We start from the raw sequence: 18,720 nt of genomic DNA, 5'->3' as shown, positions 1-18,720 counted from the left end.
TTTCCTCATGCGAGGAAATGAGTTATCCGGTATTAGCCCCGGTTTCCCGGAGTTATCCCAGTCTTACAGGCAGGTTACCCACGTGTTACTCACCCGTCCGCCGCTGACTGATGGGAGCAAGCTCCCATCAATCCGCTCGACTTGCATGTATTAGGCACGCCGCCAGCGTTCGTCCTGAGCCAGGATCAAACTCTCCGATAAAAGTTTGAATAGCTCTTTAAAAATAAATCTAGAATTAACGTTGACGTATTGTCTTGTTTTGTTCAGTTTTCAAGGTTCAATGTGCAATCACTTCGTTTAAGCGACTTTTTTATCTTACCAAGTTATGGAGTTAATGTCAACAACTTTTTAAGATTTTCAAGTCGCCACTGACCGCTCGTTGTCGTCGTTCAGCAGCGACATTTACTAATATAACAAGGTTTCATATTGAAGTCAACGAATAATTAATATTTCACTATAATTATTTCACTGCTCGATAATAACGGTGATAAATCCCCTGTCCCTTTGTCTCTACATTTACGATTTCAACGAATCCTTTGTCTGTCAAATATTCAATGAGCATGCTTAAATCCACTGAATAATGCTTGGCCTCTGAATGATTGAGAAGGTCCTGGAACGTCCAATGTTCTTTCTGGTCCAGGATGCTTAATAGATGTTCCGTTGAAACCTTCGTTCTTGAGTGAATGAGAAACTCGCTTGCCAGAAACAGCAGTTCAAGTCGTTTATCGATCTCTTCATCGCTTGTTACGAGTTCTTCATACAGCTTGTAGATTTCAGGCTCTATTTGTTTTACCTGGTTCCATACTGTTACCTCCGGATGGAATCCGTTTTCGATAACAGCGAGCCTGGCCAAATGGTGTAAGGAATGAACGATATGATTATAGGCATCTAAATAATGCTTACTTTCAAAGAATTCTTTACCGTCCATGTAACGACGAATCAACTTGGCAAATTCCATCCCCATCTTTATCTTTCTACCATAAAAAGGGAAATCCCTCAGCTCTGTTTTAAGATTATGAATATATTCGTTGCGATCGAACAGTATCTTCCCATTAAACAGCCAGTCAATCACTTTGCGGTTCGACCCGAGTAAAATCCACTCATTCAGCTTAGCTTCCGTTACGATATGTAAGGCTGCCTTCTGCTCTTTATAAGAATAGTGTTTAATGAATACTGGTTCTTCAGCTTCTTTCACCACTAGAAAAAGGACAATATCAAAAGTATCCGTCAACGGACTGGATTTCTTGCTCTGTTCTATCAAAAGCGCTCCTAAAGTATTGGGGTGACTTGTACGCTCTTGGTATAACGGTCGTAAAATATCTTCCATTTCATACTCCTCCACATCACTCATTGGTTGGTTACTATTTCGACATTCAAAGACGATTTCCTTCTCTGAATATAGTCATTTTTCGACAAAACGGTTTCGTATCCCTCTTCTTACAACAATTATGGTATAGTATTTTTTTAGGAGGGACAAACAAATGGCTAAGTATTCGAGTAAAATTAATAAAATCCGTACGTTTGCCTTAAGTTTGGTTTTCATCGGATTTATCATTATGTACGTAGGTATATATTTTAGAGAACATCCATGGGTTATGACAACATTCATGCTGCTGGGTTTTCTGGCAATCATCGGAAGCACGGTTGTGTATTTCTGGATCGGGATGCTATCCACGAAGGCTGTTCAAGTCACATGTCCTAATTGCGGGAAGGTCACAAAGGTCCTTGGGCGAGTAGATATGTGTATGTATTGTAATGAGCCATTAACTCTTGATCCGAACTTGGAAGGCGAAGAGTTTGATGAGGACTATAATAAAAAGCAAAGATAGACCCAATTGAGAAAAGACCTTCTGCTGAAGGTCTTTTTTGGCATCAAAAAAAGAATGGCCCTGATATTGGGACCATCCTTATCTAGTGGGTTTCCTTTATAGAGCAGTCAGAACATGTTCCGTAGATTTCCATCCGGTGGTTATTCACCTTGAAACCTGTCACATGGGAAGCCAGTTGTTCAACTTCATCCAGTCCAGGATAATGGAAGTCAACGATTTTCCCGCAGCCATCACAGATGACATGGTAATGATCGGTTGTCACAAAATCGAAGCGACTGGAAGCATCACCGTAGGTCAACTCTTTCACTAAGCCTACTTCACGGAATACGCGTAAGTTATTATAAACAGTAGCGACACTCATGTTGGGGAATTTCCCTTCGAGTGCTTTATATATGTCATCGGCAGTTGGATGAGCCATTGAATCAATGAGATACTCTAATATCGCATGACGTTGAGGAGTGATACGGACTCCCGTTTCCTTCAATGTCGAAATCGCTTCTTTCAATTGTCCTTCTTCAGACATCGTCATGCACCTCTTTTCATAAGAATTATTATTTTATAATCTTTATAAATAGTGTACTAATCAACGGTCCCTTTTGTCAATCTTTCTCCCTGGTTACTCATGTAAGTTTTTCTCTTTTTCCCCGAGCTGTTGGTTTATATAGCGGCCAGCAACGAATAGATAGTCAGAAAGTCTGTTCAGATAAGAAAGGACCAACGGATTAATGTCTTCATCAATTCCAACCGCTTCTCTTTCGGCTCTTCTCACGATTGTTCTGGCTGTATGAAGTGCAGCTCCGGCAGGCTGACCTCCTGGAAGGATGAAATTGCTAAGGGGTGTAAGGGCACCATCAAGAAAGTCGATTTGCTCTTCCAGTTCTTTGATGTGTGATTCTTCAAGCTTCCATTTCACTTCTTTTCCTGCAGGAGTAGCCAGTTCCGCTCCAACATGAAAGAGAATGGTTTGTACTTTATGAAAGAACTCCTCAAACTTTTCTTTTCCATCAAAGTATTCAGCTTTAAGGTAGCTTAGACCTAAGCCGATCATGGAATTCGCTTCATCGCATGTCCCGTATGCCTCAACCCGCTGATCTTTTTTTGACACTCTGGTTCCATATACCAATGACGTCGTTCCTTTGTCTCCGGTTTTCGTATAAATCTTCATCCTAATATCCCCTCTCTGCATCGATGACGTTTATATAGTTTTCACTATTCTTACGATATGTAGTTAAATTCTTTTTAAAAACTTCAAGTGCTCTTGGCATGTATTTCTTTGTGATGCTGGAAAGATGAGGTGTCACCGTTATGCACTCATTCTCCCAGAACGGGTGATCCTTGGGTAATGGTTCCTTGTCAAATACATCAAGGTACATATGTTGTATTAACTTCTTTTCACTTACTTCAAGGAGAACGGATTCCTCCACGAGATTACCACGGCCTATATTGATGAAAACAGCCGTGTCCTTCATTTGTTCAAAGTGCTCAACCTGCAGGAGATGCTTCGTTTTCTCAGTACTGGGCAGAACGGATAGAATGTAATCGGCATTTGCCAGCTCCGTCTGAAATGTCTTCAGGGTGAACATACTGTCAAAATGTTCTGCAGGAGTGCCGGAAGAATTCACACCCGTTACTTTCATATGAAACGCTTTTGCCAAGCGTGCGATTTCGCCTCCAATCGCTCCTGCCCCGAGAATAAGGATAGAGGCTTCATGAAGTTCTGAGGTTGGAAGTCTTCTGCTCCACACGCTATCCTTTTCCTGATTCCATACCGCTTGAAGCTGTTTTGCATGCTGAAGTATCAATCCGATTGTAAACTCAGCCATAGGAATTCTATGAATACCCCTTGCATTGGTCACCAGGATGCCTCTTTTTTTGATGGCTTTAAATGGCATCTTCTCAAGTCCTGCTGAGGTGACCATGATCCATTTGCATTTCTTACTCTTTTCAATGTGAAAGTCGGTCAAATCTTCCCCCATAGTGACAATCACTTCTGCTTCTGGAAGTTCTTTCTCCGCTTCTTTGATTTTTTTATAAAAAAGAAACTCAACCTCTTGGAAGCTATTCTTTAAGTCTGAGATAAACTCTTCCTTAGGTTGAAATGTGAAGATAATTTTCATGCAGCTGCCTCCCATCCCTATTGCCCATTATTTTACCATATTTATACCGTATCACCCTATTTTGTAGCCTCTTTAAAAGCATAAAAAAAGAGGATCGACCTGGTCGATCCTTCAACGGATGAGACTGACTTATTTGAGGAGGTTGCCCTACTCTTACTATATGTCTTTACCTCTCTTGTGAATGGACAAAAGCCTCAAGCTTCTCAAAATAGGCTTAAAAATAGGTTCAGGAAAGATTCTCTTGAATGTATTGAAGAGCTTCCTCCACATGTCCCTTCACTTTCACCTTTCTCCATTCCTTTGACAAGTTTCCTTCTTTATCGATAATAAAGGTAGAACGTTCAATGCCCATATATTCCTTCCCGAAGTTCTTCTTCAGCTTCCACACGCCGTATTCTTCTGCCACCTTATGATCTTCATCCACAAGCAGAAGGAACGGAAGTCCATGCTTGTCCACAAACTTTTCATGCTTATCAACGGGATCCGGACTCACCCCTAAGATAACGGCATCGAGATTCTCAAAGTTTTCATGGTGATCCCTGAAATCACATGCTTCTGTCGTACAACCTGGAGTCATGTCCTTTGGATAGAAATAAAGAACCACGTTTTTCCCCTGATAATCTGAAAGCTTCACCTTTTCTCCATTACTTGCAAGTAATTCAAATTCCGGTGCTTTTTGACCCACTGTCATGTGTCTTCCCCTCCAATGAATAATTTCTAACTTTAGCGTACCCAAAGAAAGGGGAAAACTCAAACCATATGCTACTTGTTTTCGTAGTTTAAAAATGATTTCACGACAAAGGCGGCAGGTATGGTGTAACCGAGCCATGACTCAATGAGGGCAATTCCCCTCCCGATCCCAACAGGGGTTACATCCCCGTATCCTACTGAGAAAAGGGTGATGCCGCTGAAATACATCGTGGTGAAAAAATGATCGAGGAAGTCTCCCGTTAAGGGTTTTCCTCCTTCAACGAGAATCGGAACTCCTTCAAGCTCAAGGAGAGCAAACAAAAGACCGAATCCCACCATAATCGTGATATAACTCATTCCTAAAAAGAGAAAATGATGAAGTGAAACGTGATGCTCTTTCCACCTTGAAGGATAAAATAAGGCCCTTAAACTCATCACCATACAGAACAAAATGAAAAAACCGATGATATAAAGCATGTACATACCCTCTTTTTTCTGCTTGTCTTCCTATATGTACGCTTAATACTTCAGATTCATTCTAGTTACCTGCACCCCTGTATCGTTTCACTCCTTCATTCCATAACACGATAGAGAAGATGAAAAAACCGATGCCCACAAATGGAGTCAGGAACGAATAGGGGTACCATTCCGTCTTTTCCAGGAAAAAGGCAGATGGATAGACTCCAACAAACGCGAATGGAAGAATCCACGTTAATACGAAACGAATCACTTTATTATATATATCAACGGGGTATCTTCCATAGTTACCGATATTGTACATCATCGGCATGATCGACGTTTTCGCATCCGACCAGAATCCGATGCTTGCAAGGGCGATAAAGATCCCTGCATACACAAGAGCTCCCCCGATTACAAAGAGGATAAATAATACGGGTTCGTACCATTCAAAGGTTATATCCAGTCTTCCCCCGGCGTAGAACATAACCGCGAGGCCAGTTATCACTCCGAAAAGCGACTCCAGTTCCATTCGCTCTAAGATGATTTGAAATAAGCTGTGTATGGGACGGGTCAGGATCCGGTCGAACTCTCCCTTCACCACATACCGGTCGTTAAAGTCCCAAATGTTGAAGAAAGAACTGAAAAGTGCAAACGGGACCAAGAAGAAACCATATATGAATATAATTTCGTCTCTTGTCCATCCGCTCAGAAGCTGAGTATGGCCAAACACGACCAGGATAAATACGAGGTTAACTGCCTGAAACAGTAAATCAGAAATTATCTCGACAACCAGGTCGGCCCTGTATTGCAGCCTGATCTTCATATATTGGGCGACATATTGAAAAAACATCCTTACATAAAACATCGGTCACCCTCCTTGAATAATCATTTGTTTTTTTGCCATGACCCAGAGTATCTTGATTGGTATGAGAAGGATCAACGACCATACGCCTTGCATAAGAATCGCATTGAATGATTCAGAAGTCGTAAAGCCATTGGTGAAAATCATGCTTGGAACATAACTTATACTCTGGAACGGTAAGTAACCCATCACATCTTGTGCCCAAAGTGGGAAGAAATGAATCGGCAGCAGCAAGCCGGAAAACAAATCAATGACCACTCGTTTCGCCCGGATGAGACCATCATTATTAAACAAGAAAAAGGTCGTGATACCCGTCAGTAAATTGATTTGTGTATTGATAATGAAGCTGAACAGGATCGAAATTGCAAATAATCCCAATGTATCAAACCCTGTACCGAATTGTAGCGGGAAAATGAGGCTGACAATAATCATTCCCGGGAACGAGAAAAACAACAGTCTGAAGACTCCCTCTCCGAGTCCCTGCATCGTCTTCATTCCAAGATAGTTATATGGCCTGATAAATTCAACTGCCACTTTTCCTTCTTTAATTTCCTGAGCGATTTCACGGTCGATATTATTAAAATAAAATGCCCTCGCCATCCAGGAAACGGCCACATAGGTCGTCATTTGAATGATGGATAATCCTTCAATATCACTTTCCCCCCCGTAGATGGCCTTCCACAAGAAATAGTAAGCTCCAATATTGATACTATATATTAATATTCCACTATAATAATTAGTTCGGTACGCCAACATCATGAGAAAGCGGATGCGAATCATTTCTATATACTTAGCCATGATACCCTCCCGTATACTGGAGCCGAACCGATAGCTTCTATTCCCAAACTCATCTCGTCACTGCCCCTTTTTCATAGATGTTCCGTATGATTTCCTCCGTAGTCGTTTCTTCAATTTTCATATCTTTCACTTTGAAGCTCGCAACGATTTTCGTTATCAGTTGTGAGATGACTTCATCATCCGCTTCAATCAATGCTGAATAGCTCTGCTTTTTCTCATCAAAGGACCAGGTAATGTTTTGATTCTTTGTAAGATCGGATAAAGCGGAGAGAGACGTATCGTCCAGGAATTGAAACACGACTTCCTTTTGATCTCCCCAATTTTCTTTGAGCTGACTCAGAGCCCCATCATAAATGATTTTCCCTTCGTCCAACATCACGACCCGTTCACAAAGAGCTTCGATGTCGGTTAAATCATGGGTGGTTAGTAGAATCGTAGTATTGTACTTCTCGTTTATTTCTTTCAAGAATTGGCGGATTTTCAATTTCACCAGAACATCCAATCCAATTGTAGGTTCATCCAAGAAAAGTAAAGGCGGATTATGGACAAGAGCCGCTGCCAATTCACATCTCATTCGCTGCCCCAGTGATAATTTACGGACCGGCTTGTCCAGTAGCGGCGCGATATCCAGCGTTTCAATCACATGATCCATATGTGCTTTATATTGTTGATCAGGGACTTTGTACACTTTCTTTAAGAGCTGGAATGATTCCTGAACCGCAATATCCCACCAGAGCTGGGAACGCTGCCCAAAAACGACCCCGATCGTCTGAACGAATTTTTCCCGATCACGATGAGGATTCATTCCATTGACGGTCAACTCTCCCCCGGTCGGTGTCAAGATCCCCGTCAGCATCTTGATGGTAGTGGATTTTCCGGCTCCATTTTCACCGATGTACCCGACCATCTCCCCCTGCTTCACATTAAATGAGATATCATTCACCGCAGGAACGATCTTATAATTACGCGTAAATAAATCCCGAAAGGCTCCTTTAAGTCCGGAACGACTTGAAAAAGCCTTGAATTCCTTACGCAAGTGATGTACTTCGATTGCATTCATATTGCGTCCTCCTAATTTCAAAAAAAGTATCGGCCCTTCTTTTACAAACAAGGAATAGTGTACCACAGAGAACTGTTTCCCTTAGAACAGTCTGCTTGAAAATTAGTGTGCCCAATGATTCCCTATTTGCTAAAGTGGAAAAGACCGTACTACAATAGAAGAGTAATAGATAGCTAAATACACATATTCAGGAGGAAATCATGAAATATACGGAATCAGAAACTTTACATACAGAAGCATTGGAACATATCGTAGGAGGAGTGAACAGCCCGTCACGCTCATATAAAGCAGTGGGCGGAGGCTCGCCCGTTGCAATGGAAAGGGGTCAAGGCGCATATTTCTGGGATGTAGACGGAAATAAATACATCGATTATCTGGCAGCATACGGACCTATCATCACCGGACACGCTCACCCACATATTACAGAAGCGATCAAAACAGCGGCGGAAAACGGAGTCCTTTACGGAACCCCTACCCGTCATGAAGTGAAGTTTGCCAAAATGATCAAAGAAGCAATGCCTTATATGGACAAGGTTCGATTTGTAAACTCCGGGACTGAAGCGGTGATGACAACGATTCGTGTTGCAAGAGCATACACAGGGAAAGACAAAGTCATTAAATTCGCAGGCTGCTATCACGGTCACTCAGATCTGGTACTGGTTGCAGCCGGATCTGGACCATCTACATTAGGAACCCCTGATTCAGCCGGTGTTCCTAAGAGTATCGCCCAGGAAGTCATCACGGTTCCATTCAACGACATCGAACCCTTTAAAGCAGCAATGGAAAAATGGGGAGATCAAATTGCAGCAGTCCTTGTGGAACCCATCGTAGGGAACTTCGGAATTGTAGAACCAAAAGAAGGCTTTCTTGAGCAAGTGAATGACATTACTCATAATGCCGGTTCCCTTGTAATTTATGATGAAGTCATTACGGCATTCCGCTTCATGTATGGCGGAGCTCAGGATATGTTAAGGGTGAAGCCTGACTTAACGGCGCTGGGGAAAATCATCGGCGGCGGTCTTCCAATCGGGGCTTACGGCGGTAAGAAAGAAATCATGGAACAGGTCGCACCGTTAGGTCCTGCCTATCAAGCAGGTACAATGGCAGGAAATCCCGCTTCCATCCTTTCAGGAATTGCCTGCCTTGAAGTGTTAAAAGAAGAAGGCGTTTACGAGAAACTTGATAAACTCGGGGAAATGCTTGAAAAAGGGATTCTTACAGCAGCTGAAAAACATAACGCACCAATTTCCATTAACAGATTGAAAGGAGCTCTCACACTTTACTTTACTACTGAAAAAGTGGAGAACTATGAGCAAGCTGAAGCGACCGATGGAGAAATGTTTGCGAAGTTCTTTAAGCTGATGCTTAATCAGGGAATCAATCTTGCTCCTTCTAAATATGAAGCATGGTTTATTACGACCGCCCATACAGAAGAAGATATACAGGAAACGATCGAAGCTGTCGATCGTGCATTTGCACAATTATAATAGAAGAACCTGAAGACTGCTCCACCTGCTGGGGCAGTCTTTATTATTGATTTCGTAGAATAACTCTTCCCTTCATGGCATATCTATTCATTCGGGAGAAGACTGCAGCGATTTGTTTATTCCCTTCCTCAAAAAGGTACATATTTTGTAGAAACTAATTTAAATTTCCCTATTGATATTACTTGTAAGTACATGTATAGTACAGTATTGTTTATTAAAATGTTACACAAGAAAGGATCCTAATTCCATGAAACTTGGTGCTCGCATCCTTAAAACGGGAATTGCGATTGTATTAGCTTTACTTGTATCGCAGCTATTGGGTATACCTTCTCCAGTTTTTGCTGGAATCGCGGCGGTCTTTGCCGTACAACCTACCATTTATCGATCATATCTATCGATCATCGAACAGATTCAAGCGAACCTGATCGGTGCTGGGATTGCCGTTATCTTTGTACTCTTATTCGGCAGTAATCCCCTTATTGTAGGTCTCGCTGCTGTCATAGCCATTGCCATCATTCTTAAATTAAAGCTGCAAAACACAATCGGCCTGGCCCTGGTAACGTTGATCGCGATTATGGAAGTGACGGACCAGGATTTTATTCAATTTGCATTTATCCGTTTCTCAACCATCATGATCGGTGTGTTCTCATCTTTCATTATTAACTTGATTTTCCTGCCGCCAAAATACGAAACGAAGCTTTATCATAAAATATCTGATTCAACAGAAGAAATCTTAAAGTGGATTCGATTAAGTTCAAGACACGCAACAGAGTTCCACCTTCTGAAAAAAGACTTGGAGCGCATTAAAGAAAAACTTATTAAGGTCGATCAATTGTATCTTCTTTATAAAGAAGAACGGGATTATTTCAAGAAAAATTCGATTGTCAAAAGTCGTAAGCTTGTCATTTTCCGTCAGATGATTTCATCTACGAATCGAAGCTTTGACATCTTGAAGCGATTGAACCGGTATGAAAATGAAATTTTTCAATTGCCGGATGAATTACGTGGAGTGATTAAGGGACAGCTTGATTGTCTTCTCACCTACCATGAACAGCTTCTTTTAAAGTTCCTTGGAAAAATGCATCCGCATGCTGAATCAGAAGCACAGCAGGATGTGTGCATGCATCGAAAAGAACTGATGAATATCATGATCCAAGAAGTAAAACAGCATAGTAAAGATGAAAATATTCATAACTTCCATCTGCTTCATATTTTCTCGGCTATTTTTGAATACGATGAGCATTTAGAGCACCTGGAAAAACTCATCACAAGCTTCCAATCGTATCATAAAGAAGACAATGAAGTGATGATCGGGGAAGAAGAAGAATAAAAACGGAGCAAAGGAAATCACATCCTTTGCTCCGTTTTTTTGTTCTATTTAGTTTTTCATTTTAGGATCAAGGGCATCCCGAAGCCCGTCCCCCATCAAGTTGAATCCCAGTACCGTCAGCATGATGGCAAGTCCCGGGAAGATCATTGTCCAAGGAGCTTGCAGCATGAACGTACGTGCATCAGCCAGCATTTTCCCCCATTCGGGCTGAGGGGCTTGTGCTCCTAAACCAAGGAAACCAAGTGCCGCGGCTTCGATTATAGCAGTCGCAATTGCAAGAGTTCCTTGTACAATGATCGGCGCCATACTGTTAGGAAGGATATGACTCAATAGAATACGACTATCTTTCATCCCAATGGCTTTCGCAGCCATTACATACTCTTCCTGTTTTACACTCAACACCCGTGACCGGATGAGTCGCCCAAAGTTAGGGATATTGATAATCGCAATGGCAATTAAAGCATTTCTCAGGGATGGCCCAAGAGCAGCTACAACAGCTATCGCTAACAGGATACTCGGAAATGCAAGCATGATATCAAAGATTCGTGAGATAATCGTATCCACCCATCTTCCATAATAACCTGCCACTATTCCCAGTAGACTTCCTACTACTGCTGAACCGATTACTGCAAAGAAGCCTACCCATAATGAAATTCGTGCCCCATAAATAATTCTGGACAATATATCCCGTCCAAAGTCATCCGTCCCGAGCCAATGTTCAGAAGATGGAGCCTGCAGTCTTTTCGATAAATCTTGTTCATTGATCCCTTGTGGGGCAATGACTGGTGCAGCAATGGCTAATACGACAAAGAAAAGCACGATGAAAAATCCGACTAAAGCGATTTTGTTTTTTCGAAAGCTTTTCCACGCTTCCTTCCAGGGAGAAACCGTTTCCTCCTGCAGGGAAGGATGAAGCTCTTTTTGCGGTTCTGCTAATTCTGCCATGAGAGTTCACCTCTTTCTTCTATTGATGTTAGTTGTATTTAATGCGCGGATCGACAGCAGCATATAGTAGATCGACAATTAAGTTGATTGTGACAAAGATCGTTGCCACTACGAGAATGCCCGACTGTACAACAGGATAATCACGGAAGCCGATCGCTTCATAAATATAGCGACCAATTCCTGGCCATCCAAAGATCGTCTCTGTCAATATTGCTCCACCTAAAAGGAGCCCCATTTGCAGACCGATTACCGTCAATACGGGAATGATTGCATTTTTAAGAGAATGCTTGTACACAACCCAGAACATTTTCAGACCCTTGGCACGAGCAGTTCGAATGTAATCCGAACGCATGACCTCAAGCATACTCGAACGGGTCATACGTGCAATGATCGCCATAGGAATCGTGGCAAGTGCAATACCCGGAAGGATCAGATGCCTCATCACTTCACCTAATTGATCGAAACGTCCTTGTATGATGGTGTCTAAAATATAGAGATTCGTAATGGCATCGATTGGATTACGAATGTTTTCCCTTCCTGTGGTTGGAAGCCAGTCAAGTTGAATACCGAAGATCCACTGTTCCATCAAACCAAGCCAGAAGATCGGCATAGACACCCCGACTAAAGCCAATATCATGGCCGTATAATCAAACCATGAGTTCTGGAACCAGGCACTGATGATACCTGCATTCACCCCTATGACCACAGCAATGATGATCGCTACAATCGCCAATTCCGCTGTCGCAGCCAAGTATGGCCATATTTCACTTGAAACTTCTGTTTTTGTACGAATAGAGCTGCCTAAATCACCTGTTAATAGGCCTTTTAGATACTCAAAATATTGAACATACCAGGCATTATCAAGACCTAACTGTGTTCTTAGTTGTTCTATGGCTTCTTTTGAAGCCTGTTGACCAAGGATCACTTGGGCAGGGTCTCCAGGTATCGCCCGAATGATAAAGAATACAATAAAGGTCATCCCTAATAATACGGGTATTAATTGAAGTAATCTTCGTATGGTGTATTGAAACATTTTGTTCACCTCTCTGAAAGGAGATTCTAGTATTCTTGGAAGCTTGCTTAAATATTTCATGCTTGTCGGGGCTGAACGAGCCGCCTCCGCTTTTCTTTTGTCCAGCTACGGCGGCTAGCCCCTCGAGGTCATAAGTCAATCTTGCCCCAAAGGCAAAAAGCGCCTTTCGGGCAAGCTCGCCTTATGCTTGTCGGGGCTGAACGAGCCGCCTCCGCTTTTCTATGTACAAAGGGGAGACTAAAAAGTCATCTCCCCTAGGTTGAATCTTATTCGGACTATTCCATGTCTACTGCACCTAAGAAGTCAGATCCAGTTGGATGCGGTTTGAAATTCTTCACAGCCGCACTACCAGCTAATAACGGTGTAGAGTGAGCCAACGGTACCCAAGGAGCATCTTCATGGATGATTTCCTGAGCCTGTTTGTACATCTCTTCACGTTTTGCTTGATCTGTTTCAGATTGAGCAGCAATCAATAAGTCATGAAGCTCATCATTGCTGTAGTAAGTGTAGTTATTGCTTCCGATATTGTCTTTATCAAGTAATACATATAGGAAGTTATCTGCATCACCATTGTCACCAGTCCATCCAAGTAAGAACGCATCCGCTTCTCCGTTACGGGCTTTTTCTAAGTATGTCGCCCACTCGTAAGATACGATTTTCGCTTTCACTCCTACTTCTTGAAGATCTGCCTGAATCGCTTCAGCTACTTTTTGTCCATCCGGCATGTATGGACGTGGCACTGGCATTGCCCATAATTCCATTTCAAATCCATCTTCAAGTCCTGCTTCAGCAAGAAGTTCTTTTGCTTTTTCAGGATTGTATTCGTATCCTTCAAGCGCGTCATTGTAACCGCCAATAACTGGAGGCATTGGGTTTTTCGCTACTTCTGCTCTTCCTTCGAAGAATGCGTCGATGATTTCCTGCTTGTTGATTGCATAGTTAATTGCCTGGCGTACTTTTGGATTATCAAAAGGTTTACGAGTCGATGTTAACCCCAGGTATCCAACGTTCATAGAAGGACGTTCGAATAATTGTAATTGGTCGTTACCTTCAACTTGAGCAGCATCACTTGGATTAACACCATCAGCCAGATCGATTTCTCCAGAAACAAGCGCGTTTAGACGTGCAGAGTTTTCCGGAATTGATTTAAAGACAACCTGGTCAAGCTTTGGAAGACCTTCTTTCCAATAGTTCTCATTTTTCACTAGTACGATTTTGTCATTACGCTTCCACTCTTTGAACTTGAAAGGACCCGTTCCGGCATCAGTTGGTGCTTCTCCGAACTTGTCTCCCAACTCTTCAAGAGCTTTAGGACTTACAATCGCAAACGGGCTCATCGCAATGTTCTTTAAGAACGGAGCTTGAGGACGTTTTAAAACAAATTCAACAGTTTTTTCATCAACCGCTTTTACTTCATTGATAACGTGACCTTCATCACCTTTAAATCCACCAAACATAGATTTATAGTAGTAGAATGCTTCTTCATTACCATTCATCCAACGCTCGAAGTTCTTCACTACTGCGTCAGCATTGAAATCTGTACCATCTTGGAATTTAACACCTTCACGAAGTGTGAAAGTATACGTTAACCCGTCTTCAGATACCTTCCACTCTTCAGCTAATCCTGGATTTGGTTCTGTATCCTGTTCACCAAATTCAACTAAGGTTTCGAAGATATTCTTTGTTACTTTAAATGATTCTCCATCTGTAACCGCAGCAGGATCAAGTGCTACTGAGTCTCCTCCGCGACCAAAGATCAATACTTTTGGATCGCCGCTATCTTTACTGTCGCCGCCTTCACCTGAAGAACTTTCATTTCCTCCACATCCGTAAAGAACAGATGATACGAGTAGGATGAGCAGCATTAAAATTGACCAGCTTTTTTTTCTCAACTAAATCCCCTCCTGAATAATGTTTATATACTTATGAGACTTGTCTTCTAGTAAAGATGACAAGCTACATAATGCCCTGGTTTGTGTTCCTTGAATTCCGGTACCTTCTGTTTGCAGATCTCCGTTGCATGTGGACACCGGGTGTGGAATGTACACCCACTCGGTGGATTGGACGGGCTCGGAATATCCCCCTGCAAGAGAATCGTTTCTCTCTTGAAATCAGGATCCGGAACCGGTACCGCTGATAGTAGTGCCTCAGTATATGGATGAAGCGGATTTTCATAGAGTGTTTCACTATTACTCAGCTCTACCATTTTGCCGAGGTACATCACGCCTACCCGGTCACTTATATGTCTCACTACACCTAAATCATGCGCAATGAAGATATAGGTGAGTCCGAACTCTTTTTGCAAATCCTGCATCAGGTTCAGGACCTGTGACTGAATGGACACGTCAAGAGCTGACACAGGTTCATCCGCAATAATGAGCTTGGGCTTCGTCATTAGAGCTCTCGCGATCCCAATTCGCTGCCTTTGTCCACCACTGAATTGATGTGGGTAACGTTTCGCATGATAGCTGCTTAACCCGACAATATTGAGTAGTTCATGAACCCTCTTTTTTCTTTCTTTCGCTGAACCCATTCCATGGACCTTTAATGGTTCTTCGAGAATCTGTTCAACAGTATGCCTTGGATTCAAAGAAGCAAAAGGATCCTGAAAGACCATTTGCATTTCCCGGCGGATCTTTCTCATTTCAGAGTTTGATAGACTGGTAAGCTCTCGATCTTCGAATGTTACTTTCCCTTCGGATGGATCGATGAGTCTCATCAGCATCCTGCCCGTCGTCGACTTTCCACATCCGCTTTCTCCTACGATTCCAAGAGTCTCTCCTTTATTCACGGTAAAGGATACCCCGTCCACTGCTTTTACCGAACTGACAGGTCGTCCGAGAATTCCTCCTGTGATTGGAAAGTGTTTCTTAAGATTTTCAACCTTTAGCAACGGTTCCGTCATAAACTCCCTCCTCCACTTCATCGAACAGGAAGCATCGTGTGCAATGTCCTTGTGATGTTTCATATAATTCCGGTGTTTCGACTAAACAGCGATCGAAGGCATACTCACAGCGTGCTGCAAATCGGCATCCGGTTTTAATGGATCCCGGTTTCGGAACATTTCCCTGAATCGAGTGCAGTCGCTGCTGCTTGTTTCTCATATCCGGTACGGATTGAATTAGGCCTTTCGTGTAAGGATGCTGAGGGTTTTTGAAGATTTCTTCTACTTTCCCCTCTTCCACCACTTTTCCTGAGTACATAACGACCACTCGTTCACATGTTTCAGCCACAACTCCTAAATCATGAGTAATCAAGAGGACCGCTGTATTCAGTTCTTTATTTAATCGTTTCATCAATTTTAATATTTGGGCCTGAATCGTCACGTCAAGAGCGGTTGTCGGCTCATCTGCTATCAATACACGTGGATCACAAACCATGGCCATGGCAATCATGACCCTTTGTCTCATACCGCCTGATAGCTGATGAGGGTAATCCTTGATAAGCTCCTCAGATCGCGGTAAACCGACCATCTTCATAATTTCAATTGCTTTATCTCTCGCTTGTTTCTTTCCAACCTTCGTATGTATGCGTATGGCTTCCGTTAATTGGTCACCTATAGTAAAAACAGGGTTTAAAGATGTCATCGGCTCTTGGAAAATCATCGCTATATCATTGCCCCGGATATCTCTCATTCGCTTTTCAGTTGCTTGTGTCAGATCTTCATCTTTATACAGTATCTTTCCACCTACTATTTTCCCCGGTGGTTTCGGTACCAGGCCCATGATGGATAGGGATGTAACACTTTTACCACATCCACTTTCCCCAACGATCCCGAGCACCTCCCCTTCATTCACTTGAAAGCTAACTCCATCGACTGCAGGAACTTCTCCGTCATCAGTAAAAAAGGAGGTCCTCAAATCTTCCACTTTTAGTAAAGGACGCGCTTCGCTCATTCAAATCCTCCTCTTGAAACTATCTCTCTTTTCTTAATAGTGCTTATTTTCTAAATTTTATATGTTTCTTATTATACAAGATGTTACAAATGTTGCAATCTATTTTCAGAATTTTTCTACACAAAATCAATATGCTCTTTCATTCCTAATTCAATTCAATATATGTCCAATTATCCTTTTCATTCCTCCCATATAAAGTTATTTAGCCCTACTTTCTTCACGACACACCTGAAATAAGTTTGATATATTTTTTTGATACACAAAAAAAGTCATGACTTTTATCACGTGTATCGTGATAAGTCATGACTTTCCATTTTACTGATCGAGCTGCTGTACTTGGAAGAGTTTATGGTAATGACCCTGTTTTGCCATCAGCTCTTCATGGGTTCCCATTTCGACAACTTCACCGTGCTCCATATGAATGATTCTGTCAGCATGGGTGATCGTTGATAATCGATGAGCGACAATGAAGGTCGTTCGATCTTTTGCCAGGATTTCAAGAGATTCCTGGATAAGGTGTTCGCTTTCCAGATCAAGGGCTGACGTTGCTTCATCCAGTATGAGAATCGGTGGATTCTTAAGGAACACCCTGGCAATCGCGACACGTTGCTTCTGTCCGCCAGATAGTTTCACACCTCTTTCTCCTACTTTCGTGTCATAGCCTTGAGGTAATTTCATGATGAAGTCATGTGCATTTGCCGCCTTGGCAGCTTCTATTACTTCTTCATCCGTCGCATCAGGATTACCGAACTTAATATTCATCTTGACCGATTCACTAAAGAGAATATTGTCCTGAAGCACCATTCCGATATTGTCCCGCAATGACCTCACCTGAAATCTTCTGATGTCTGTTCCATCTAAAAGAATTTCACCATCTGTGACATCATAAAAACGGGGAATAAGACTGACGAAGGATGATTTTCCTCCACCGCTCATCCCGACCAGAGCGACGGTTTCACCCGTATTAATATCAAGGTTGAGATTACGCAGTACCTCTTCCTCTTCAGATTCATAGCGAAAGGAAACATTTTTAAAATGAATATCTCCACGTACGTTTTCACATGGAATCGCACCTGGTTCATCATCAATATCATACTTCTCATCCATGAACTCAAACACGCGGTCCATGGAGGCGATCGATTGAGTCAAGGTTGTAGAAGAATTCACCAGTCGTCTAAGCGGACCATAGAGGCGATCGATATAGGCGATAAAGGCAGCCATTGTACCAATGGTCAGATCTCCATTAATCACTTGCAGCCCCGCATAACCAATGATGATCAACGGAGAAATATCCGTAATGGTATTCACAACCGCGAACGCTTTCGCATTCCAGCTTGTTTGCTTTAAGGCCTTCGTTAAGAAATTGCTATTCTGATCCTGAAACTGTTTTTGTTCATAGTCTTCAACAGCAAAACTCTTGATGACAGCCATTCCCTGGACCCGTTCGTGTAAGTGACTTTGAACCTCTGCCAGTGCCTGAGACCGGTCTCTCGTCAAACCCCTGAGTCTTCCAAAGAAATAACGGACAGAGAACGCATAGAAAGGAAACGCGATAAGAGAAACAAGTGTTAACGAAACATCCATCGTAAACATTATGGACAGTGCAATGACTATGGTAGCTGCATCCAGCCATAGATTCATCAGACCGGTGATCACGAAATTCTTTGTTTGCTCAACGTCATTGATGACCCTGGAAATGACTTCCCCCGCTCTTGTATTCGAATAATACTTAAAACTGAGTCGCTGAATATGTGAAAACAAATGATCCCTTAAGTCATACAAGATCTTGTTTCCCGTCCACTGAGCAAAGTACTGTCGATAATACTCCACAGGTGGCCTTACGAGTAAGAAAAGGCCAAGCATGATCCCCATGATCATCAGTAATTGATTGGTCTTTTCTTCCGAGGATAAGCCCGAAGCGCCTACTATATCATCGATTACATATTTAATTAATATCGGAATTAACAAAGGGATGGTAAATTTAATAATACCTATAATTAATGTACCAATAATTTGCCACCGATAAGGTTTTACAAATTGAAGGTAGCGTTTGATACTATCCAAGTGATTACTCCTTTCTAAGGTGTGAGTATTTTTTTGCCCCAATAAAAAGGGATGACCCTGTATGGAACGCAGCACTGTTCCTCTTCAAGTCCATTCAGGAAATGAAAAGGGTTGCTCCTTACTGGGTCAGCCCTTTAATGCCTATACAGT

The 18,720-nt window shown here is 42.3% G+C and carries 18 protein-coding genes and 1 rRNA gene; 3 read left to right on the top strand and 16 right to left on the bottom strand.

Annotated elements, in window-relative coordinates; genetic code table 11:
• Both ACOSV2_RS15415 and ACOSV2_RS15410 read right to left on the bottom strand, forming a co-directional pair.
• Window positions 1-201 (bottom strand): 16S ribosomal RNA (locus ACOSV2_RS15415); the annotation flags it as partial.
• A gap of 259 nt (window positions 202-460) precedes the next feature.
• Window positions 461-1,327 carry a nucleotidyltransferase-like protein gene (locus tag ACOSV2_RS15410; RefSeq protein WP_397552596.1) on the bottom strand — a complete coding sequence of 289 codons (867 nt, stop codon included), beginning with the start codon at window positions 1,325-1,327 and terminating at the stop codon, window positions 461-463.
• A gap of 154 nt (window positions 1,328-1,481) precedes the next feature.
• On the opposite strand from ACOSV2_RS15410, the gene ACOSV2_RS15405 reads away from it, so the two are divergent.
• Window positions 1,482-1,829: a YgzB family protein gene (locus ACOSV2_RS15405; protein ID WP_397552595.1), complete on the top strand. Its 348-nt coding sequence runs from the start codon at window positions 1,482-1,484 to the stop codon at window positions 1,827-1,829.
• An 82-nt stretch (window positions 1,830-1,911) separates the two neighbouring features.
• On the opposite strand, the gene perR is transcribed toward ACOSV2_RS15405, so the two are convergent.
• The 8 genes from perR to ACOSV2_RS15365 form a co-directional block, all read right to left on the bottom strand.
• Window positions 1,912-2,352, bottom strand: coding sequence for a peroxide-responsive transcriptional repressor PerR (gene perR, locus ACOSV2_RS15400; protein WP_397540941.1), 441 nt, complete (start codon window positions 2,350-2,352; stop codon window positions 1,912-1,914).
• 93 nt (window positions 2,353-2,445) lie between these two features.
• Window positions 2,446-2,994: a cob(I)yrinic acid a,c-diamide adenosyltransferase gene (locus ACOSV2_RS15395; RefSeq protein WP_428975868.1), complete on the bottom strand. Its 549-nt coding sequence runs from the start codon at window positions 2,992-2,994 to the stop codon at window positions 2,446-2,448.
• Between the two features lies 1 nt (window position 2,995).
• Window positions 2,996-3,946, bottom strand: a complete 951-nt coding sequence (locus ACOSV2_RS15390; protein WP_428975867.1) for a D-2-hydroxyacid dehydrogenase — start codon at window positions 3,944-3,946, stop codon at window positions 2,996-2,998.
• Between the two features lie 226 nt (window positions 3,947-4,172).
• Window positions 4,173-4,637 carry a thioredoxin-dependent thiol peroxidase gene (gene bcp, locus ACOSV2_RS15385; protein ID WP_113970031.1) on the bottom strand — a complete coding sequence of 155 codons (465 nt, stop codon included), beginning with the start codon at window positions 4,635-4,637 and terminating at the stop codon, window positions 4,173-4,175.
• A gap of 71 nt (window positions 4,638-4,708) precedes the next feature.
• Complete coding sequence (locus tag ACOSV2_RS15380; RefSeq protein ID WP_113970032.1) at window positions 4,709-5,113, bottom strand: ion channel; 405 nt, start codon at window positions 5,111-5,113, stop codon at window positions 4,709-4,711.
• 61 nt (window positions 5,114-5,174) lie between these two features.
• The gene (locus ACOSV2_RS15375) at window positions 5,175-5,960 is read right to left on the bottom strand and encodes an ABC transporter permease (RefSeq protein ID WP_428975866.1); all 786 of its coding nucleotides are present in this window, start codon (window positions 5,958-5,960) and stop codon (window positions 5,175-5,177) included.
• 3 nt (window positions 5,961-5,963) lie between these two features.
• Window positions 5,964-6,755 (bottom strand): ABC transporter permease, encoded by a 792-nt coding sequence (locus tag ACOSV2_RS15370; protein WP_428975865.1) that lies wholly within the window; start codon window positions 6,753-6,755, stop codon window positions 5,964-5,966.
• 49 nt (window positions 6,756-6,804) lie between these two features.
• On the bottom strand, window positions 6,805-7,815 hold the full coding sequence (locus ACOSV2_RS15365) for an ABC transporter ATP-binding protein (RefSeq protein ID WP_428975864.1): 1,011 nt from the start codon (window positions 7,813-7,815) through the stop codon (window positions 6,805-6,807).
• 200 nt (window positions 7,816-8,015) lie between these two features.
• Here ACOSV2_RS15365 and ACOSV2_RS15360 point away from each other — a divergent pair, with 200 nt between their 5' ends.
• Both ACOSV2_RS15360 and ACOSV2_RS15355 read left to right on the top strand, forming a co-directional pair.
• The gene (locus ACOSV2_RS15360) at window positions 8,016-9,302 is read left to right on the top strand and encodes a glutamate-1-semialdehyde 2,1-aminomutase (RefSeq protein WP_428975863.1); all 1,287 of its coding nucleotides are present in this window, start codon (window positions 8,016-8,018) and stop codon (window positions 9,300-9,302) included.
• A gap of 247 nt (window positions 9,303-9,549) precedes the next feature.
• Window positions 9,550-10,632 (top strand): FUSC family protein, encoded by a 1,083-nt coding sequence (locus ACOSV2_RS15355; protein ID WP_113970037.1) that lies wholly within the window; start codon window positions 9,550-9,552, stop codon window positions 10,630-10,632.
• Between the two features lie 48 nt (window positions 10,633-10,680).
• Here ACOSV2_RS15355 and nikC read toward each other — a convergent pair whose 3' ends face one another.
• From nikC to ACOSV2_RS15325, 6 genes are all read right to left on the bottom strand, one after another.
• Window positions 10,681-11,577 (bottom strand): nickel transporter permease, encoded by an 897-nt coding sequence (gene nikC, locus ACOSV2_RS15350; protein ID WP_044339707.1) that lies wholly within the window; start codon window positions 11,575-11,577, stop codon window positions 10,681-10,683.
• Window positions 11,578-11,605: 28 nt separating this feature from the next.
• Window positions 11,606-12,610 (bottom strand): ABC transporter permease, encoded by a 1,005-nt coding sequence (locus ACOSV2_RS15345; RefSeq protein ID WP_428975862.1) that lies wholly within the window; start codon window positions 12,608-12,610, stop codon window positions 11,606-11,608.
• A gap of 275 nt (window positions 12,611-12,885) precedes the next feature.
• Window positions 12,886-14,475 (bottom strand): ABC transporter substrate-binding protein, encoded by a 1,590-nt coding sequence (locus ACOSV2_RS15340; RefSeq protein ID WP_428975904.1) that lies wholly within the window; start codon window positions 14,473-14,475, stop codon window positions 12,886-12,888.
• 74 nt (window positions 14,476-14,549) lie between these two features.
• Window positions 14,550-15,515 carry an ABC transporter ATP-binding protein gene (locus tag ACOSV2_RS15335; protein ID WP_428975861.1) on the bottom strand — a complete coding sequence of 322 codons (966 nt, stop codon included), beginning with the start codon at window positions 15,513-15,515 and terminating at the stop codon, window positions 14,550-14,552.
• On the bottom strand, window positions 15,490-16,506 hold the full coding sequence (locus tag ACOSV2_RS15330; RefSeq protein WP_428975860.1) for an ABC transporter ATP-binding protein: 1,017 nt from the start codon (window positions 16,504-16,506) through the stop codon (window positions 15,490-15,492). The genes ACOSV2_RS15335 and ACOSV2_RS15330 overlap by 26 nt, the downstream gene beginning before the upstream one ends.
• Window positions 16,507-16,821: 315 nt before the next feature.
• Window positions 16,822-18,570: an ABC transporter ATP-binding protein gene (locus ACOSV2_RS15325; protein ID WP_428975859.1), complete on the bottom strand. Its 1,749-nt coding sequence runs from the start codon at window positions 18,568-18,570 to the stop codon at window positions 16,822-16,824.
• Window positions 18,571-18,720 lie beyond the last annotated feature (150 nt).

The organism is Rossellomorea sp. DUT-2 (assembly GCF_052665285.1).
The sequence above is the reverse complement of the archived record's forward strand: the minus strand, read 5'-3'. Positions and strand labels throughout refer to the sequence as shown.

Coding starts and splice junctions, on each gene's coding strand:
- bcp (WP_113970031.1), bottom strand. CDS start 4,637: ATGACAGTGGGTCAAAAAGCACCGGAATTTGAATTACTTGCAAGTAAT.
- nikC (WP_044339707.1), bottom strand. CDS start 11,577: ATGGCAGAATTAGCAGAACCGCAAAAAGAGCTTCATCCTTCCCTGCAG.
- ACOSV2_RS15355 (WP_113970037.1), top strand. CDS start 9,550: ATGAAACTTGGTGCTCGCATCCTTAAAACGGGAATTGCGATTGTATTA.
- ACOSV2_RS15360 (WP_428975863.1), top strand. CDS start 8,016: ATGAAATATACGGAATCAGAAACTTTACATACAGAAGCATTGGAACAT.
- ACOSV2_RS15395 (WP_428975868.1), bottom strand. CDS start 2,994: ATGAAGATTTATACGAAAACCGGAGACAAAGGAACGACGTCATTGGTA.
- ACOSV2_RS15410 (WP_397552596.1), bottom strand. CDS start 1,327: ATGGAAGATATTTTACGACCGTTATACCAAGAGCGTACAAGTCACCCC.
- ACOSV2_RS15335 (WP_428975861.1), bottom strand. CDS start 15,515: ATGACGGAACCGTTGCTAAAGGTTGAAAATCTTAAGAAACACTTTCCA.
- ACOSV2_RS15330 (WP_428975860.1), bottom strand. CDS start 16,506: ATGAGCGAAGCGCGTCCTTTACTAAAAGTGGAAGATTTGAGGACCTCC.
- ACOSV2_RS15345 (WP_428975862.1), bottom strand. CDS start 12,610: ATGTTTCAATACACCATACGAAGATTACTTCAATTAATACCCGTATTA.
- ACOSV2_RS15380 (WP_113970032.1), bottom strand. CDS start 5,113: ATGCTTTATATCATCGGTTTTTTCATTTTGTTCTGTATGGTGATGAGT.
- ACOSV2_RS15370 (WP_428975865.1), bottom strand. CDS start 6,755: ATGGCTAAGTATATAGAAATGATTCGCATCCGCTTTCTCATGATGTTG.
- ACOSV2_RS15365 (WP_428975864.1), bottom strand. CDS start 7,815: ATGAATGCAATCGAAGTACATCACTTGCGTAAGGAATTCAAGGCTTTT.
- perR (WP_397540941.1), bottom strand. CDS start 2,352: ATGTCTGAAGAAGGACAATTGAAAGAAGCGATTTCGACATTGAAGGAA.
- ACOSV2_RS15375 (WP_428975866.1), bottom strand. CDS start 5,960: ATGTTTTATGTAAGGATGTTTTTTCAATATGTCGCCCAATATATGAAG.
- ACOSV2_RS15390 (WP_428975867.1), bottom strand. CDS start 3,946: ATGAAAATTATCTTCACATTTCAACCTAAGGAAGAGTTTATCTCAGAC.
- ACOSV2_RS15340 (WP_428975904.1), bottom strand. CDS start 14,475: ATGCTGCTCATCCTACTCGTATCATCTGTTCTTTACGGATGTGGAGGA.
- ACOSV2_RS15405 (WP_397552595.1), top strand. CDS start 1,482: ATGGCTAAGTATTCGAGTAAAATTAATAAAATCCGTACGTTTGCCTTA.